This window comes from Aeromonas rivipollensis, assembly GCF_037811135.1.
Taxonomy (GTDB): domain Bacteria; phylum Pseudomonadota; class Gammaproteobacteria; order Enterobacterales; family Aeromonadaceae; genus Aeromonas; species Aeromonas rivipollensis.
Genome location: NZ_CP149130.1, coordinates 2564905 through 2581614, shown reverse-complemented (window position 1 = coordinate 2581614; position 16710 = coordinate 2564905). Strand labels below are relative to the sequence as shown.

Below are 16710 nucleotides of genomic sequence, written 5' to 3'. Positions count from 1 at the left end.
GACAGAGGTTCACAGATGAAGGCCATTATCCTGATAGTATCCAGCTTGCTGGGCTTTGTCACGGCGCCCGCCTGGGCCACACCCTATGAGCGCAATACGGCGCGCCCCGTCGATCAGGTGGTGTTTGGCCAGGTAGACACGGTGCGCAACATCACCCAGCGGCAGGTGGTGGAATCCGAGCACACCGGCTGGAAAACCCTGGGGGGCGCCGTGCTGGGGGGGCTGCTCGGCAACCAGTTTGGCGGCGGTCATGGGCGGGAGATAGCCACAGCAGTGGGGGCATTGGCGGGGGCGGCCGCGGTGCAGCACTACCAGTCAGGGGGCAGCGTGGTGGAGAACAAGCTGGTGGAGCTGCTAATCCGCAACGAGCAAGACGGGCTTATCAACGTGATCCAGGATTACGATCCGGCCATGGTGTTTGCGAGGGGGGACAAGGTGCGCATCCTCTATTTCAGCGATGGGGTGCGGGTCGACAAGACCTATTGAGGAAACCCGTGAACGGGCAGGGTAGCTGTGAGGCGGGGGAATAACCCGGCGGCCGCAAGGGGCGCCGGGCGGTACTACACGGAGCGTCTCACTCGAGACGTGCTCAGGCGTCTTGGGAGACTATCTTGTCACGACCCGTGTTCTTTGCCTGATACAGCTGGCGATCTGCCTCGCAGAGTGCCTCGTCCATGGAGAGCCGCCCGACGTTGATGACGCCAAAACTGGCGCGCACGAACAGCGGCACTTCCCGTGACAGCGGCTGCTGACGCAGCTGTTGCCGCAGCCCCTCCAGCCGCTTGAGCAGCACGGGAACCGGGCAGTGGGGCACCATCAGGGCAAACTCCTCTCCGCCGAAGCGGGCTATCATGGCATCCGGGAAGAACTGGGAGAGCAACCGGGTCAGGTGGCAGAGCAGCTCATCGCCGATGGCATGGCCCCAGTGATCGTTGACCTGCTTGAAATGATCCACATCGAGCACGCACAGGGCGAGCTGCGCCTGCTGACGCTGATGCTCCTCGAACCACTTCTGCCCCTCGTTGAACCAGTAACGCCGGTTGTAGAGCCCGGTCAGGTAGTCGCGATTGGCGGATTCCTGGATGCTGTTGAACTGCTCAAGGGCCTCCAGATTGTGGCTGACCCGGCACTGCAGCTCCTCGGGCTCGAACGGCTGGTTGAGAAAATCGTTCGCCCCCTGCTTGAGGTAGCGGGCAGAGAGGCCGTGCTTGTCCGACACCGAGATGCCGATGATGGCGAGCTGCTGCTTGCTGTAGCGCTCCCGCAGCATCCGCACCAGGCTGATGCCGTCTATCTCCGGCATGTAGTAATCCACCAGCATCAGGCGAATGGCCGGGTGCTGCTCGAGCAGGGCCAGGGCATCCCGGGCGCAGGTTGCCTCGTGTACCAGCAGCAGCTGCTTGCGCAATTGGGCAGCGGTGCGATGACGGGAGGTGCGGGAGTCATCGACCACCAGCACCTCAATGGCCTGGTTGAGGTAGAGGCGGTGCACCAGGCTGACGGCGTATTGCAGGGAGTGGCGTGAATCCTTCATCACGTAATCCAGCACTCCGGCCTCCAGCCAGGCTTCCCGTTTCTCCTCGCTGATGTCGGCGGTGAGGATCACCACGGGCAGACCCCGCGCCAGCAGCACATTGACGGCTTCTCCGCTGGGGGCGTCCGGTAGGGTGAGATCCACCAGGGCGACCACGTACTCTTCTCTCTGGCAGTCGCGGGCGCCCTCCAAGGTATCGAACGCATCTATCTCCAGCCCGGTCTGCTGCGCAATGGCCTGGGTCAACATGCGGCGCACCGTCAGGCTGTCTTCCACAATCATTATTTTCCGTTTCATCCGGCTCCTTAAAAGAAAAGGGCATGCCACTTGGCATGCCCTTTATATCCTTGTGCTTATTGTGCGTCCAGATATCGCTCGGCATCCAGGGCCGCCATGCAGCCGGTACCGGCTGAGGTGATCGCCTGACGGTAAACGTGATCGGCCACGTCGCCTGCGGCAAACACACCCGGGATGCTGGTCTGGGTCGCGAACCCTTCCAGGCCGCCACGAACCTTGAGGTAGCCGTTTTCCATCGCCAGCTGGCCTTCGAAGATCTGAGTGTTGGGCTGGTGACCGATGGCGATGAAGACCCCCATCAGCGGCAGCTCGGAGGTGGTGTCGTCCCGGGTGCTGCGCAGGCGAACGCCGGTCACGCCCATGTTGTCACCCAGCACCTCGTCCAGGGTCTGGTGAGTGTGCAGCACTATGTTGCCGCTCTCGACCTTGTCATTGAGGCGCTTGATCAGGATCTTCTCGGCGCGGAACTCGTCGCGGCGGTGGATCAGGTGCACCTTCTTGGCGATGTTGGCCAGATAGAGCGCCTCTTCCACGGCGGTGTTGCCGCCGCCGACCACGGCCACTTCCTGGTTGCGATAGAAGAAGCCGTCACAGGTGGCACAGGCGGAGACGCCACGGCCCTTGAAGGACTCCTCGGAAGGCAGCCCCAGGTACTTGGCGGAGGCGCCGGTGGCGATGATCAGCGCGTCGCAAGTGTATTCACCGTTGTCACCCTTGAGACGGAAGGGGCGCTGGGTCAGCTCCACTTCATTGATGTGATCAAAGAGGATGCGGGTATCGAATTTTTCCGCATGCTCTTTCATGCGCTCCATCAGGGCCGGGCCGGTCAGCCCTTCCGCATCACCAGGCCAGTTTTCCACCTCAGTGGTGGTGGTCAGCTGACCACCTTGCTGCATGCCGGTGATGAGCAGGGGATTTAGGTTGGCGCGGGCGGCGTAGACGGCGGCGGTGTAACCCGCAGGGCCTGACCCCAGGATCAGCAGTTTGCTATGAGTAACTTGGCTCATGATGTGATTTCCGAGACGTGATGAGTTTGCGCGATTGTAGGTAATTCGTGATCCGGGGTCAAAGGCCAGCGCGTCGATTGTGGCAATCGTCAAAGAGGGGGGAAGGTGGTCTGATTACGCCATAAAAAAACCGCCCATCGCGGGCGGATTTTCACTCATCGACGCACCCTTGCGGGGGCGGGATCAGTTCAGCAGGGTCAGGGGATCCGTGTAGGCCAGGTTGTGCGCCACGGCGACCTCCTTGCAGGTGATCTTGCCCGCCATCACGTTCAGGCCGTGCAACAGGTGGGGGTCGCTGAGCAGTGCACCGCGATAGCCCTGTTCCGCCAGCTTGATGATGAAGGGCAGGGTGGCGTTGTTGAGGGCCACGGTGGAGGTGCGGGCCACGGCGCCTGGCATGTTGGCCACGCAGTAGTGCACCACCTCGTCGACGATGAAGGTGGGATCCTCATGGGTGGTGGCGTGCGAGGTCTCGACACAGCCGCCCTGATCGATGGCCACGTCCACGATGGCGGAGCCCGGCTTCATGCGTGCAATGTGGTCACGGCTGACAAGTTTTGGCGCAGTGGCGCCCGGCACCAGCACGCCGCCGATAACCAGATCCGCCGCCAGCAGATGGCGCTCCAGGGTCTCGCGATTGGAGTAAACCACCTTGGCCGCCCCCTGGAACTCGCTGTCGAGACGGCGCAGGGTGTCGATGTTGTTGTCGAGTATGGTCACGTCGGCACGCAGGCCGATGGCCATGCGGGCTGCGTTGGAACCCACCACGCCACCGCCGATGATCACCACCTTGGCCGGTTCGACCCCGGGGACGCCGCCGAGCAGCATGCCGCTACCCCCGCGGGACTTCTCCAGCGCCTGGGCACCGGCCTGAATAGACATGCGTCCGGCCACTTCCGACATGGGGGCCAGCAGGGGCAGGCCGCCACGGCCGTCGGTGACTGTCTCGTAGGCGATGCAGACGGCGCCGCTGTCGACCAGCTCCTGGGTCTGGGCCAGGTCTGGCGCCAGGTGCAGGTAGGTAAAGAGGGTCTGGCCCGGACGCAGCATGGCACGCTCGACCGCCTGGGGTTCCTTGACCTTGACGATCATCTCCGCCTTGGCGAAAACGTCTGCCGCGGAGGCCAGGATCTCGGCTCCGGCAGCCAGATAATCTGCGTCACTGAAGCCAATGCCATTTCCTGCGCCGCTTTGGACGAAAACGGTATGGTTTCGTGCTGTCAGTTCACGTACACTGGCCGGAACCATGCCTACGCGATATTCATGGTTTTTTATTTCCTTAGGTACACCGATAATCATGCTATCCCTCGTCTATCGATTGGTGGTTTATGTTGCCCAGATGTTAAGCAACATTTGCGCCTAGTATATTCAGGTATTGACAGGATTTGTGACCATTATTATAAAATGACTGGTGATTCTTACCAAAAAATAGCCAAAGGATGGAATTAAATGATGGAAGCTAAGAGTCGGCTAAAGGATTTGGACAGGATTGACCGCAACATTCTGAATGAACTGCAAAAGGATGGCAGGATTTCGAACGTTGAGTTGTCCAAACGAGTTGGCCTGAGTCCCACACCGTGTCTGGAACGGGTTCGTCGCCTCGAGCGTCAAGGCTATATCGAAGGATATGCCGCTATTCTGAACCCTCATTATCTGGATGCGTCTCTGCTGGTGTTCGTGGAAATTACCCTCAATCGTGGCGCCCCCGACGTGTTCGAACAGTTCAACAAGGCTGTTCAGGTGCTCGAAGAGATCCAGGAGTGCCATCTGGTGTCCGGTGATTTCGACTATCTGCTCAAGACCCGCGTCAGCGACATGTCGGCCTATCGCCGCCTGCTGGGGGAAACCCTGCTGCGTCTGCCCGGCGTCAATGACACCCGTACCTATGTGGTCATGGAAGAGGTCAAACAGAGCAGCCGTCTGGTGATCAGCACCCGATAAGCGGGATTGTGCTGTGACTTGCAAGCACCACGACGAGTCACGATAGTCAGAAACGAGCGGCCGGTCCGCTCGTTTCTTCTTATTACTGTATTCATGGCCCCGCCCTCAGGCACTGGCTGACAATCGGTGGGCTTTTCAGGGATACTAGGCCCCCTATCCCCGCATTACATGTTTTCAGAAAGGAGCCGGAGTTTGGCCGATAAAAAGCTGTTTACTCCTTTGTCAGGTACGCAACGGATCTTCGAGGCCGTCTTGATCGCCATCACGCTGATGGCTGCCTATCTCTTGCTTGCCCTGTTGACCTACCATCCCGCCGATCCCGGTTGGTCCCAGACCTCCTGGCAGGGTGAGGTGAAGAACCTGGCGGGCAGCGCCGGTGCCTGGCTCGCCGACATCACCATGTTCACCTTCGGTGCCTTCTCCTATCTGGTGCCTCCCCTGGTGGTGCTGCTCGGCTGGAGTCTGTTCTGGCGCCCGAGCCGGCTGCTGGAGGTGGACTATCTCACCCTGTCGGTGCGCATCATCGGCTTCGTCCTGACGGTGCTCGGCATGTCGGCGATTGCCAGCATGAACTTCAATGACTTGCAGAATTTCTCCGCAGGCGGCCTGGTGGGGGACGTGATCGCGTCCGCCGTGGTGCCCCTGTTTGGCAGGGTCGGGGCCAACCTGATGCTGCTCTGCTTCGTGGCCACCGGCATCACCCTGTTCACCGGCTGGTCCTGGCTCACCATCGTCGAGCGGATCGGTGCCACCTGCACCGGCAGCGTCAGCGCCATCTACCATTTCCCCACCACGTTGGGTCGCTGGCTGACTGGCGGCTGGCGCCAGCCCCGTTTTGAGGGGCCGGATCCCCTGCTGGAAGGGGGCGTGGGAGCCCTGGATCTCGACGAGGAAGAGGACGAGCCCCATAGCAGCTGGACGCGCAACCCCAAGGCCAAGGGGAGCCAGAAGTCAAAATCTGACGAATGGCTGCCGGAGCTCGATGAGGATACCTTCCAGTTCGATCCGCAATTCGATGATGAAGAGGACGAGCCGGCGCCCGTGGCCAGACCCAAGCGCGCCGCCGTTGCCAATGCCCGCCGTCAGCCGGCCCTGGCCGATGACGGGGATGACGAACTCGATCTGCCCTGGGCGGAAGGGGAGGAAGCTGCTGGCGCGCCTGCGGTCGCCGCACCGGTCAAGCCCAAGCGTCGCCCCCAGCCTGCCATGGCGCCGCTGCCGAGCATAGAGCTGCTGGACAGACCGCCTGCCAAGACCCAGATGATGAGCAAGGACGAGCTGGACCGCATGGGCCGGCTGGTGGAGGCGAAACTCGCCGACTACAACGTGCAGGCCAAGGTGGTCGGCGTCTATCCGGGCCCTGTGATCACCCGCTTCGAGCTGGATCTGGCGCCGGGCATGAAGGCGAGCAAGATCACCAACCTCTCCCGGGATCTCGCCCGTTCGCTGTCCGCCAGCAGCGTGCGGGTGGTGGAGGTGATCCCGGGCAAGACCTTCGTCGGCATCGAGTTGCCCAACCGGGTGCGCCAGACCGTCTACCTGCGGGAGACCCTGGACTGCGAGGCCTTCTCGGGCAGCCACAATCCGCTGACCATGGGGCTGGGGCAGGACATAGCAGGGGAACCCGTGGTGGTGAACCTGGCCAAGATGCCCCACCTGCTGGTGGCCGGTACCACCGGCTCCGGTAAGTCGGTGGGGGTCAACACCATGATCATCTCCATGCTCTACAAATCTTCCCCCGAGGATCTGCGCTTCATCATGATCGACCCCAAGATGCTGGAACTCTCGGTCTACGAAGGGATCCCCCATCTGCTGACCGAGGTGGTTACCGACATGAAGGACGCCGCCAACGCCCTGCGCTGGTGCGTGGGGGAGATGGAGCGTCGCTACAAGCTGATGTCCGCGGTCGGGGTGCGCAACCTCAAGGGTTACAACGACAAGGTGCTGGCCGCGGCCGCCGAGGGTGAACCCCTGCGGGATCCCCTGTGGCGTCCGGGTGACTCCATGGATCAGATGCCGCCTGAGTTGGAAAAACTGCCTCACATAGTCGTGGTGGTGGACGAGTTCGCCGACATGATGATGATCGTCGGCAAGAAGGTGGAAGAGCTGATTGCCCGTATCGCCCAGAAGGCGCGGGCGGCCGGTATTCACCTCATCCTCGCGACCCAGCGCCCCTCTGTGGATGTGATCACCGGCCTCATCAAGGCCAACATTCCGACCCGGATCTCCTTCCAGGTGTCGAGCAAGATCGATTCGCGCACCATCCTGGATCAGGGCGGCGCCGAATCCCTGCTCGGCATGGGCGACATGCTCTACATGCCGGCCGGTACCTCCAACCCGACCCGGGTCCACGGCGCCTTCGTCGATGACCACGAGGTGCACAAGGTGGTGGCGGACTGGAAACTGCGTGGCGAGCCGAACTACATCGAGGAGATCCTCTCCGGTGAGTCGGACGGCGAGGGCGGTGGCGGCGAGTACGGCGGCGGTGGTGACGAGGAGCTCGATCCCCTGTTCGACGAGGCGGTCGCCTTCGTGGTGGAATCCCGCCGTGGCTCGACCTCCAGCGTGCAGCGCAAGTTCAAGATTGGTTACAACAGAGCGGCCCGTCTCATCGAGCAGATGGAAAACCAGGGCATCGTCAGCTCTCCGGGGGGCAACGGCCAGCGCGACGTGCTGGCACCGCCCCCGGTGCGGGACTGAGTCTCACCCTTTCACTAATTACCTGGCCATGCCCAACGCGGCGTGGCCTTTTATCGAGAGCCTCATTATGAAGAGCGTGATGAAAAAACAACTGTTGATGGGAACAGTGCTGCTGGTCGCCAGCAGCCAGGTGTGGGCCGATGCGGCCAGCGACCTCAAGCAGAAGCTGACGGGCGTCAGCCTGTTCTCGGCCAAGTTTGCCCAGACCGTCTATGACAGCAAGGGCAAGGAGCTGCAGAAGGCGAGCGGCGATCTGCTGGTGCAGCGCCCGAATCGCTTCAACTGGCACACCACTGCCCCGGACGAGAGCCTGATAGTGGCGGACGGCAAGGATGTGTGGGTCTATGACCCCTTCGTCGAGCAGGTCACCGCCCTCAAGATGAAGGATGCGGTGCTCAATACCCCCTTCGTGCTGATCGCCGGCAACGATATCGGGCTCTGGAAGAACTACGACGTGACCCAGCAGGGTGACGTCTACACAGTCACCAGCCGCAACAAGGATGAGCTGATCGCCTCCTTCCGTATCACCTTCGACCGTCAGAACAACATCAGCCGGTTCGACGTGAAAGAGGCCCAGGGGCAGTGGAGCGAATTCACCTTGAGCAACTTCAACCGCAAACCCGTGCTCAAGGGCAACGAGTTCGTGTTCAAGATACCCAAGGGGGTCGCACTGGACGATCAGCGCTGATGAGCAGGCGGTCGTTGGATTTCTCGTCAGCCCGTCTGTCAACGGCGACGGGCGTGACGCTGGGGGTCAATACAGATGATTAACCTCTTATTGGATTTCTCGCCGGACCGTTTTTCCATGGCGGTATGCGTGATACTGAACGGTCAATACAGATGAGCAACTTGTCGCTGGATTTCTCGTCGGACTTTCGTCCGCTGGCGGCCAGGATGCGGCCGCAAACCCTGGATCAGTACATAGGCCAGCAGCACATCCTGGGGGCCGACAAGCCCCTGCGCAAGGCGATCCTGGCGGGGCACTGCCACTCCATGATCCTGTGGGGACCGCCCGGCACCGGCAAGACCACCCTCGCCGAGTTGATGGCCCACTACTGCCAGGCCGAGGTGGAGCGGCTCTCAGCGGTCACCTCCGGCATCAAGGAGATCCGCGCCGCCATCGACAAGGCGAAGGAGAACAGCTGGCGCGGGGTGCGCACCATCCTCTTCGTGGACGAGGTGCACCGCTTCAACAAGAGCCAGCAGGATGTGTTCCTGCCCCACATCGAAGACGGCACCATCACCTTCATCGGTGCTACCACCGAAAACCCCTCGTTCGAACTCAACAACGCACTGCTCTCCCGGGCCCGGGTCTACCTGCTCAAACGGCTTGAGGAGGAGGACATCCTCGCCATGCTCGATCAGGCGATGCAGGATCCGCGTGGTCTCAATGACCCCAGCCTCACCTTTGCCCCCGGGGTGAAGGCGGCGCTGGCCAAAGCCGTGGATGGGGACGGGCGCAAGTCCCTCAACTACCTGGAGCTGTTGGCCGACATGGCCGAGGCCAATGGGGCAGGGGAGAGGGTGATCGACAGCGCCCTGCTCGCCGCCGTGGTGGGGGAGCACGTGGCGCGCTTCGACAAGGGCGGCGATCACTTCTACGACCTCATTTCGGCGGTGCACAAGTCCATTCGCGGCTCGGCGCCGGATGCGGCCCTCTACTGGTATGCCCGCATGGTGAGTGCCGGTTGCGATCCCCTCTACATCGCCCGCCGCTTGCTGGCGATTGCCTCGGAAGACGTGGGCAACGCCGATCCCCGCGCCATGCAGGTGGCGCTGTCGGCCTGGGACTGCTTCCATCGGATAGGCCCGGCGGAAGGGGAGCGGGCCATCGCCCAGGCCATCGTCTATCTCGCCTGTGCCCCCAAGAGCAATGCGGTCTACACCGCCTGGAAGGCGGCGCTCAATGACGCCAAAAACCTGCCGGACTTCGAGGTGCCGCCGCACCTGCGCAACGCACCGACCAAGTTGATGAGCGAGCTCGGCTATGGCGCAGAGTACCGCTATGCCCACGACGAACCCGGCGCCTATGCCGCCGGCGAGGAGTACTTCCCCCCCGAGCTGGCAGGCAAGCACTACTACCAGCCTACCGATCGGGGTCTCGAGAAGCAGATCGCCCAGAAGCTCGACTATCTGCGCGAGCTGGACCGCCAAAGCCCGCGTCAAAGAGAGAAGTAAGGGCGCCTTGCCCGGGCAGCATGCGGATCGCTCGGATCGGCGAAGATAAGGCTGCCGATGCCGTCAAACTTGGCAAAAACGACAGCAATACGCCCTGTTCGGGCGGGGGGGCGGTCTGCTACACTGCCCCTCTGACCCCGCTTGTCTTGGCCTTGCACCATCTTCTTGATTTAGAAGGCCCGATTCCGAAGACATAGGGGTGCGCCAACCGATGTTAACTTCCGGATCTGTTTTCTCGCCAGGGCGGATGACCCAGGCCCAGATCCCATTAAAAAAAGTAGGTAAACCATGCTGGATCCCAAATATCTGCGCAGCGATATCGAAGAGGCCGCCGCTCGTCTGGCTGCACGTGGCTACGCGCTGGACGTAGCGGCTGTCAATGCTCTGGAAGAGAAACGCAAGGATCTGCAGTCCCGTACCCAGGAGCTGCAGGCCGAGCGCAACGCCCGCTCCAAGTCCATCGGTGAGGCTGCCCGTCGCGGCGAAGATGTGGCTCCCCTCAAGGCCGAGGTGACCAAGATCAACGACGAGCTGGAGACCAGCAAGGTCGAGCTCGAGGCACTGCTGGGCGAGATCAAGGCCATCTCCGACGCCATCCCCAACCTGCCGAGCGACAGCACCCCGGTGGGCCGCGACGAGAACGACAACGTGATCGTTCGCCACTGGGGTACCCCGCGCGAATTCAGCTTCCCGGTGCGGGATCACATCGATCTCGGCGAAGCGGCCAAGGGCGTGGACTTCAAGAACGGCGTCAAGCTCTCCGGTGCCCGCTTTGTGGTGATGAAGGGTCAGATTGCCCGCCTGCACCGCGCCCTGGCGCAGTTCATGCTGGACCTGCACACCCTGCAGCACGGCTACACCGAATGCTACGTGCCCTACCTGGTGAACCCGGACAGCCTGTACGGCACCGGCCAGCTGCCCAAGTTCTCCCAGGATCTCTTCAACACCGGTATCGAGGGCGAAGGGGAAGACGAGGGCAAGATGCGCAAGTTCTCCCTGATCCCGACCTCCGAAGTGCCGCTCACCAACATGGCCCGCGACGAGATCTTCGACGAGCAGGAACTGCCCATCAAGATGACCGCCCACAGCCCCTGCTTCCGCTCCGAAGCCGGCTCTTATGGCCGTGATACCCGGGGTCTGATCCGCATGCACCAGTTCGACAAGGTCGAGATGGTCCAGCTGGTGCACCCGGAAAAGTCCTGGGATGCGCTGGAAGAGATGGTGGGTCACGCCGAGAAGGTACTGCAACTGCTGGAGCTGCCCTATCGCGTGATGGCGCTCTGTACCGGTGACATGGGCTTCTGCGCCGCCAAGACCTACGATCTGGAAGTCTGGCTGCCGGCCCAGAACACCTACCGCGAGATCTCGTCGGTCTCCAACTGCACCGACTTCCAGGCGCGCCGCATGCAGGCCCGCGTGCGTGTCGACGGCAAGCCGCAGCTGCTGCACACCCTGAACGGCTCCGGCCTGGCGGTGGGCCGCACCCTGGTGGCGGTGATCGAGAACTACCAGCAGGAAGACGGCCGCATCGCCATCCCGGCGGCGCTGCAGTCCTACATGGGCGGCCTGACCCACATAGGGTAAGCTCCCTTTGCTGAACACAACGCCATGGCCATGCCATGGCGTTGTGCATTTGGGCGCCGGTCGCCCCCCGGCAGGGGAGGGAGTGGTCTCCTTCGGAGCTCAATTGAACCTTTAACACATTTTTATCAAGCATTGCGCAATCGTTTTTGTTAGACTGCGCCGCAATTTCGCAGGACATCCTTTTCTATGGTCTGGATTGATTACGCCATCATCGGCATCGTCGGTTTCTCTGCCCTCATCAGCCTGGTGCGCGGCTTCCTGAAGGAAGCCATGTCCCTCGTCACCTGGTTCGTCGCCTTTTTCATTGCCAGCCATTTCTATCCCGATCTCGCCGTCTACTTCACCTCCTTCTCCGACGCCATGGTGCGCAACGGCCTGGCCATCGCCGCCCTCTTCGTGGCGACCCTGATCCTGGGGAGCGTGGTCAACTACGTGGTGGGCTTGCTGGTGGAAAAGACGGGACTCTCCGGCACGGATCGGGTGCTGGGTGTCTGTTTTGGCGCCATTCGCGGGGTACTGATCGTCAGTGCCCTGCTGTTTTTTATGGATACCTTCACCAGCCTCTCCCAGAGCGACTGGTGGGTGGCGTCCAGACTGGTTCCCGAGTTCAAGCCGGTGATCCAGTGGTTTTTCGGGTTCATGCTGAACTCGTCCAGTTTTCTTCAACAGGTACAGTGACTTCGAGGTAGCAAAGACATGTGCGGTATTGTCGGTATAGTTGGCACCACCCCCGTCAATCAGGCCCTCTACGACGCCTTGACGGTGTTGCAGCACAGGGGACAGGATGCCGCCGGGATCGTGACCATTGACAGTGGAAACTTCCGGCAACGCAAGGCCAACGGCCTGGTGAAGGATGTGTTTGAAGTGCGCCACATGCAGCGACTGAAGGGGCATATCGGCATAGGACATGTCAGATATCCCACCGCAGGCAGCTCCAGTGCCGCTGAAGCCCAACCTTTTTACGTGAACTCTCCCTACGGCATGGTGCTGGCCCACAACGGCAACCTCACCAACGCCAAGGATCTCAAGGAGCAGCAGTTCAAGGTGGCCCGCCGCCACATCAACACCACCTCGGATTCCGAAGTGCTGCTGAACGTGCTGGCCCACGAGCTGGATCTGTGCGACAAGATGGCGCTGCGGCCGGAGGATATCTTCTCTGCGGTGCGCAAGGTGCACCAGCAGATCCGCGGCGCCTATGCCGTGGTCTCCCTGGTGATCGGTCACGGCCTTATCGGCTTTCGCGATCCCAACGGCATTCGTCCGCTGATCCTGGGTCGTCGCGTCGACGATCAGGGCCAGGTGGAGTACATGCTCGCCTCCGAGAGCGTGGCGCTGGACGCCATCGGTTTCGAGACGGTGCGTGACGTCGCCCCGGGCGAGGCCATCTACATCACAGAGCAGGGCCAGCTCTTCTCCGAGCAGTGTGCGGAAAACCCGCAGATGAGCTCCTGCATCTTCGAGTACGTCTACTTCGCGCGCCCCGACTCCTGCATCGACAAGGTCTCCGTCTACGCCGCCCGCCTCAACATGGGTCGCAAGCTGGGCAAGAAGATTGCACGGGAGTGGGAAGATCTCGACGTGGACGTGGTCATCCCCATCCCCGAGACCTCCTGCGACGTGGCGCTGGAAATCGCCCATACCCTGGGCCTGCCTTACCGCCAGGGCTTCGTGAAGAACCGCTACATCGGCCGTACCTTCATCATGCCGGGCCAGACCCAGCGCAAGAAGTCGGTGCGTCGCAAGCTCAACGCCATCAGCTCCGAATTCAAGGGCAAGAAGGTGCTGCTGGTGGATGACTCCATCGTCCGTGGCACCACCTCGGAGCAGATCATCCAGATGGCCCGTGAAGCGGGGGCGGCCAAGGTCTATTTCGCCTCGGCGGCACCGGAAATTCGCTTCCCCAACGTCTATGGCATCGACATGCCCACCGCCAACGAGCTGATCGCCCATGGCCGTGAAGTGGAAGAGGTGTGCAAGCTGATCGGCGCCGATGGCCTGATTTTCCAGGATCTGGAAGATCTGGAAGAGGCGGTGCGGGAGATCAACCCCGAGCTGCGCCACTTCGAGACCTCGGTGTTCAATGGCCACTACGTGACTTCCGACGTGGATCAGGGCTATCTGGACCACCTGAACGCCCTGCGCAGCGATGACAACAAGGCGGTGCGCGAGTGGCAGGAAGGGACCAGCAACCTGGAGATCTTCAACGAAGGCAGTTAAACGTTTTCCGATTGCCGTCGACATGAAACAGAGATGGGGGCCAAGGCCCCCATCTCTGTTTTCGTCTCTGCCTCAGGCCGCCTCCCTCACCGGAGGCGGCCCTCGTCACGCCAGATCTTCCCCGTTGCTGGCGATCACCTTTTGGTACCACCAGAACGACTTCTTGCGCCTGCGCGCCAGGGTGCCCCGGCCGGCATCGTCCCTGTCCACGTGGACGAAGCCGTAGCGCTTGCTCATCTCGCCGGTGGAGGCGGAGACCAGATCGATGCAGCCCCAGCTGGTGTAGCCCAAGAGCGGCACCCCGTCGGCGATGGCATCCCCCATGGCGCTGATGTGCGCGCGCAGGTAGTCGATGCGATAGTCGTCCTCTATTTCGCCATCGTCGTTAATCTCGTCGATGGCCCCCAGGCCGTTTTCCACCAGGAAGAGCGGCTTCTGGTAGCGATCGTACAGGCTGTTCATGGTGATGCGAAGGCCGAGCGGGTCTATACCCCAACCCCATTGGCTCTGCTGGATATGGGGGTTTCGTAGGGACTTGACCACGTTGGCGGCGCTGGTGTTGCCCGCGTTCATGTCGGCGGAGGCGCAGCGGGAGGCGTAGTAGCTGAAGGAGACGAAGTCGACGCTGTGTTTGAGGATCTCATCATCCTCCGGCGCCTTGACGAGCTGGATCCCCTTCTCGCGAAACAGGCTGGCGGCATAGGCCGGGTAGGCGCCCCGAGCCTGCACATCGATAAACAGCAGGTTCTCCCGCTCCTTCTGCAGCGCGGCCCAGACATCTTCCGGCTTGCAGGAGTAGGGATAGAAGCTGCCCCCCGCCAGCATGCAGCCCACCTGGTTGGCCGGGTTCACCTCGTGGGCAATTTGGGTCGCCAGGGCGCTCGCCACCAGCTCGTGGTGGGCGGCCTGGTATTTGACCTGCTCCCTCTCTTCCCCTTCCTCAAACACCAGCCCGGCGCCGGAGAAGGGACTGTGCAGCAGGATATTGATCTCGTTGAAGGTGAGCCAGTACTTCACCAGGCCGTCGAATTGCTCGAAGCAGGTGCGCGCATAGCGGGTGAAAAAGTCCACCATCTGGCGGTTGCGCCAGGAGCCGTACTCCACCACCAGGTGCATGGGCACGTCGAAGTGGCACAGGGTCACCAGGGGCTCGATGCCATGTTTCTTGCACTCCTCGAACAGCGCCCGGTAGAAGGCGATGCCCTCGGGATTGGGTTCGGCCTCGTCCCCCTTGGGATAGAGCCGGCTCCAGGCGATGGAGGTGCGAAACACCGTGAAGCCCATCTCGGCCATCAGGGCGATGTCTTCTTTATAGCGGTGATAGAAATCGATGGCCTCGTGGCTTGGGTAGAACTCGTCATCTCGCAGGGTGAAGCGCTTCTCCTGGCCAAGCTTGACCGCCATGCGGTTGGCGCCATGGGGGATCATGTCGACCGTGGTCAGCCCCTTGCCCCCCTCGCGATGGCCGCCTTCCGCCTGGTTGGCGGCCTGGGCGCCGCCCCAGAGGAAGCCTTTGGGAAATCTGGTTATCGACATTGGTTACCTCTTTTTATGTCTGATAGGGGAGTCACGCACCGGCGGTAGCCTGTGCCTGGCTGGCCGCGACGGGCTGGGGAGCGGCGCTCTCGCCGGGTACCTCCACAGGTATGTCCTCAAAGCCCATCACCAGGGTCAGCACGAAGGAGAGCACCACCGAGAGCGCCATCACGGCGAACACCCAGGCGATGCTCATGGGGTTGGCCGGATCGAAGAACTGCACGCTGGTAAAGAGCCCGGGGGCCGCCATGGAGTGGCTGGCGAGCCCGGCCATGCCTGCCACGGCGCCGCAGATGAAGCCACTGATAAGGCTGGCGATGAGGGGCCGCTTCAGTCGCAGGGCCACCCCGTAGAGGGCGGGCTCGGAGATCCCCGCCATGATGGCGGAGGCGGCCGCCGCCAGCGCGGTCTGGCGCAGCTCGGGGTTTTTGGTGCGCCAGGCCACCGCCAGGGAGGAGCCGCCGAGGGAGAGGTTGGCGCCTATCTCTGAGGGCATCACCATGCCTTCCTTGCCGGTCTCGGCGATGGTCTGGATGATGGTTGGGGTGAAGACGCGGTGCATGCCGGTCATCACCAGCAGCGGCCAGAGCGCGCCCATGATGGCCACCGACAGCCAGCCGAGGTAGTCGTGAACGGTGTAGACCAGGCCCGAGATGGCGGTGCCAATCCAGATGCCGACGGGGCCGATGAGCAGGATGGCGAGCGGCGCCGCGATGAGCACTATCAGCATGGGCTTCAAGAAGTTCTTGGTCACCGCCGGGGTGATGCGATCGACCCAGCGCTCTATGTAGGAGAGGCACCAGGTCATCACCAGGGCCGGGATCACTGTGTAGGTGTATTTCACCGCGGTGACCGGGATCAGGGCGAAGGTCACCTGCTCCCCCTCGGCGGCCCTGGCCATCAGATCTATGAAGCTGGGGTGCACCAGCACCCCGGCGATGGCGATGGCGAGCGACATATTGGTCTTGAACTTTACGGCGGCGGAGGCGGCCACCATCAGGGGCAGGAAGAAGAAGGCGCCGTCACCGGCCACAGTGAGTATGGTGAGGGTCGAGGATCCTTTCTCCAGCACCCCTGTCATCTCCAGCACCATGGCCAGCAGCTTGAGCATGGAGCCGCCGATGATGGCCGGAATGAGGGGTGACATGGTGCCGATCAGGGCGTCCAGAATGGCGGCGCCCAGGCGGCGCAGGCTGAAACCTGGCTTGGTCGCTGGCACGTCTCCCCGTGCGCCTTCCGGCAACTGGGCAAGCACCTCGCGATAGGCGTGGGAGACCATGTTGCCGATGATCACCTGGCACTGGTTATCACTGCTGACCACCCCAAGTACCCCGGCAGTGGCCTTGAGCGTTGGACTGTCCACCAGGGTGGGGTCTTGCAGCACGAAGCGCAGGCGCGTCATGCAGTGGGTCACGGCGACGATGTTGCCGGTTCCGCCTAGGGCCGTGATGACCTTGCCGGCCAGGGCCGCGTAGTTCTTTGACATCTAGTCGTATCCTTTTTACCAAATGAGGCCTGTCGAGCCCCGTCATTGACGACGGGAAGAACGGGAATGAAACTGCATTGTGGAACCGGTTCCACACAGCATGCTCAGTTTCATGCTCACAGACAAGACGGCCGCACCGCCATTGTGCAGAACCGTGAATGGGATCACTGAAAGGGGGGGGCCTGCGCCCATTCTCGTTAGCACAAGCGGGTCCCGTGCAGTACACTGCG

The 16710-nt window shown here is 62.0% G+C and carries 13 protein-coding genes; 8 read left to right on the top strand and 5 right to left on the bottom strand.

Features of this window, described 5'->3' with window-relative positions; all coding sequences use genetic code 11:
- Positions 1–15 precede the first annotated feature (15 nt).
- Positions 16–486, top strand: a complete 471-nt coding sequence (locus WIR04_RS11690; RefSeq protein WP_338887053.1) for a glycine zipper 2TM domain-containing protein — start codon at positions 16–18, stop codon at positions 484–486.
- A gap of 103 nt (positions 487–589) precedes the next feature.
- Here WIR04_RS11690 and WIR04_RS11685 read toward each other — a convergent pair whose 3' ends face one another.
- The 3 genes from WIR04_RS11685 to ald all read right to left on the bottom strand — a co-directional run bounded on the left by WIR04_RS11685 (position 590) and on the right by ald (position 4137).
- Positions 590–1831, bottom strand: coding sequence for a diguanylate cyclase (locus WIR04_RS11685; protein ID WP_338887051.1), 1242 nt, complete (start codon positions 1829–1831; stop codon positions 590–592).
- A 56-nt stretch (positions 1832–1887) separates the two neighbouring features.
- Positions 1888–2838: a thioredoxin-disulfide reductase gene (trxB, locus tag WIR04_RS11680; RefSeq protein ID WP_338887049.1), complete on the bottom strand. Its 951-nt coding sequence runs from the start codon at positions 2836–2838 to the stop codon at positions 1888–1890.
- Positions 2839–3021: 183 nt separating this feature from the next.
- Positions 3022–4137, bottom strand: coding sequence for an alanine dehydrogenase (gene ald, locus WIR04_RS11675; RefSeq protein WP_338887047.1), 1116 nt, complete (start codon positions 4135–4137; stop codon positions 3022–3024).
- Positions 4138–4287: 150 nt separating this feature from the next.
- Here ald and lrp point away from each other — a divergent pair, with 150 nt between their 5' ends.
- The 7 genes from lrp (at position 4288) to purF (ending at position 13458) form a co-directional block, all read left to right on the top strand.
- Positions 4288–4779, top strand: a complete 492-nt coding sequence (gene lrp, locus WIR04_RS11670) for a leucine-responsive transcriptional regulator Lrp (protein ID WP_005300047.1) — start codon at positions 4288–4290, stop codon at positions 4777–4779.
- 192 nt (positions 4780–4971) lie between these two features.
- Entirely contained in the window at positions 4972–7479 is a 2508-nt protein-coding gene (locus tag WIR04_RS11665; protein WP_338887045.1) for a DNA translocase FtsK, read from the top strand.
- 79 nt (positions 7480–7558) lie between these two features.
- The gene (gene lolA, locus WIR04_RS11660; protein WP_307764551.1) at positions 7559–8167 is read left to right on the top strand and encodes an outer membrane lipoprotein chaperone LolA; all 609 of its coding nucleotides are present in this window, start codon (positions 7559–7561) and stop codon (positions 8165–8167) included.
- Positions 8168–8313: 146 nt separating this feature from the next.
- A complete protein-coding gene (locus tag WIR04_RS11655) occupies positions 8314–9657 on the top strand; it encodes a replication-associated recombination protein A (RefSeq protein WP_338892550.1) in 1344 nt (447 codons plus the stop codon).
- 288 nt (positions 9658–9945) lie between these two features.
- Complete coding sequence (gene serS / locus WIR04_RS11650; protein ID WP_025326765.1) at positions 9946–11241, top strand: serine--tRNA ligase; 1296 nt, start codon at positions 9946–9948, stop codon at positions 11239–11241.
- Positions 11242–11427: 186 nt separating this feature from the next.
- Positions 11428–11919 (top strand): CvpA family protein, encoded by a 492-nt coding sequence (locus WIR04_RS11645; RefSeq protein WP_025326766.1) that lies wholly within the window; start codon positions 11428–11430, stop codon positions 11917–11919.
- Positions 11920–11937: 18 nt separating this feature from the next.
- Entirely contained in the window at positions 11938–13458 is a 1521-nt protein-coding gene (gene purF, locus WIR04_RS11640; RefSeq protein WP_025326767.1) for an amidophosphoribosyltransferase, read from the top strand.
- 105 nt (positions 13459–13563) lie between these two features.
- Here the strand turns inward: purF and WIR04_RS11635 are convergent, their stop codons facing one another.
- On the bottom strand, positions 13564–14994 hold the full coding sequence (locus tag WIR04_RS11635; protein ID WP_338887039.1) for a 6-phospho-beta-glucosidase: 1431 nt from the start codon (positions 14992–14994) through the stop codon (positions 13564–13566).
- A 31-nt stretch (positions 14995–15025) separates the two neighbouring features.
- The gene (gene ascF / locus WIR04_RS11630) at positions 15026–16480 is read right to left on the bottom strand and encodes a PTS cellobiose/arbutin/salicin transporter subunit IIBC (protein ID WP_338887037.1); all 1455 of its coding nucleotides are present in this window, start codon (positions 16478–16480) and stop codon (positions 15026–15028) included.
- Positions 16481–16710 lie beyond the last annotated feature (230 nt).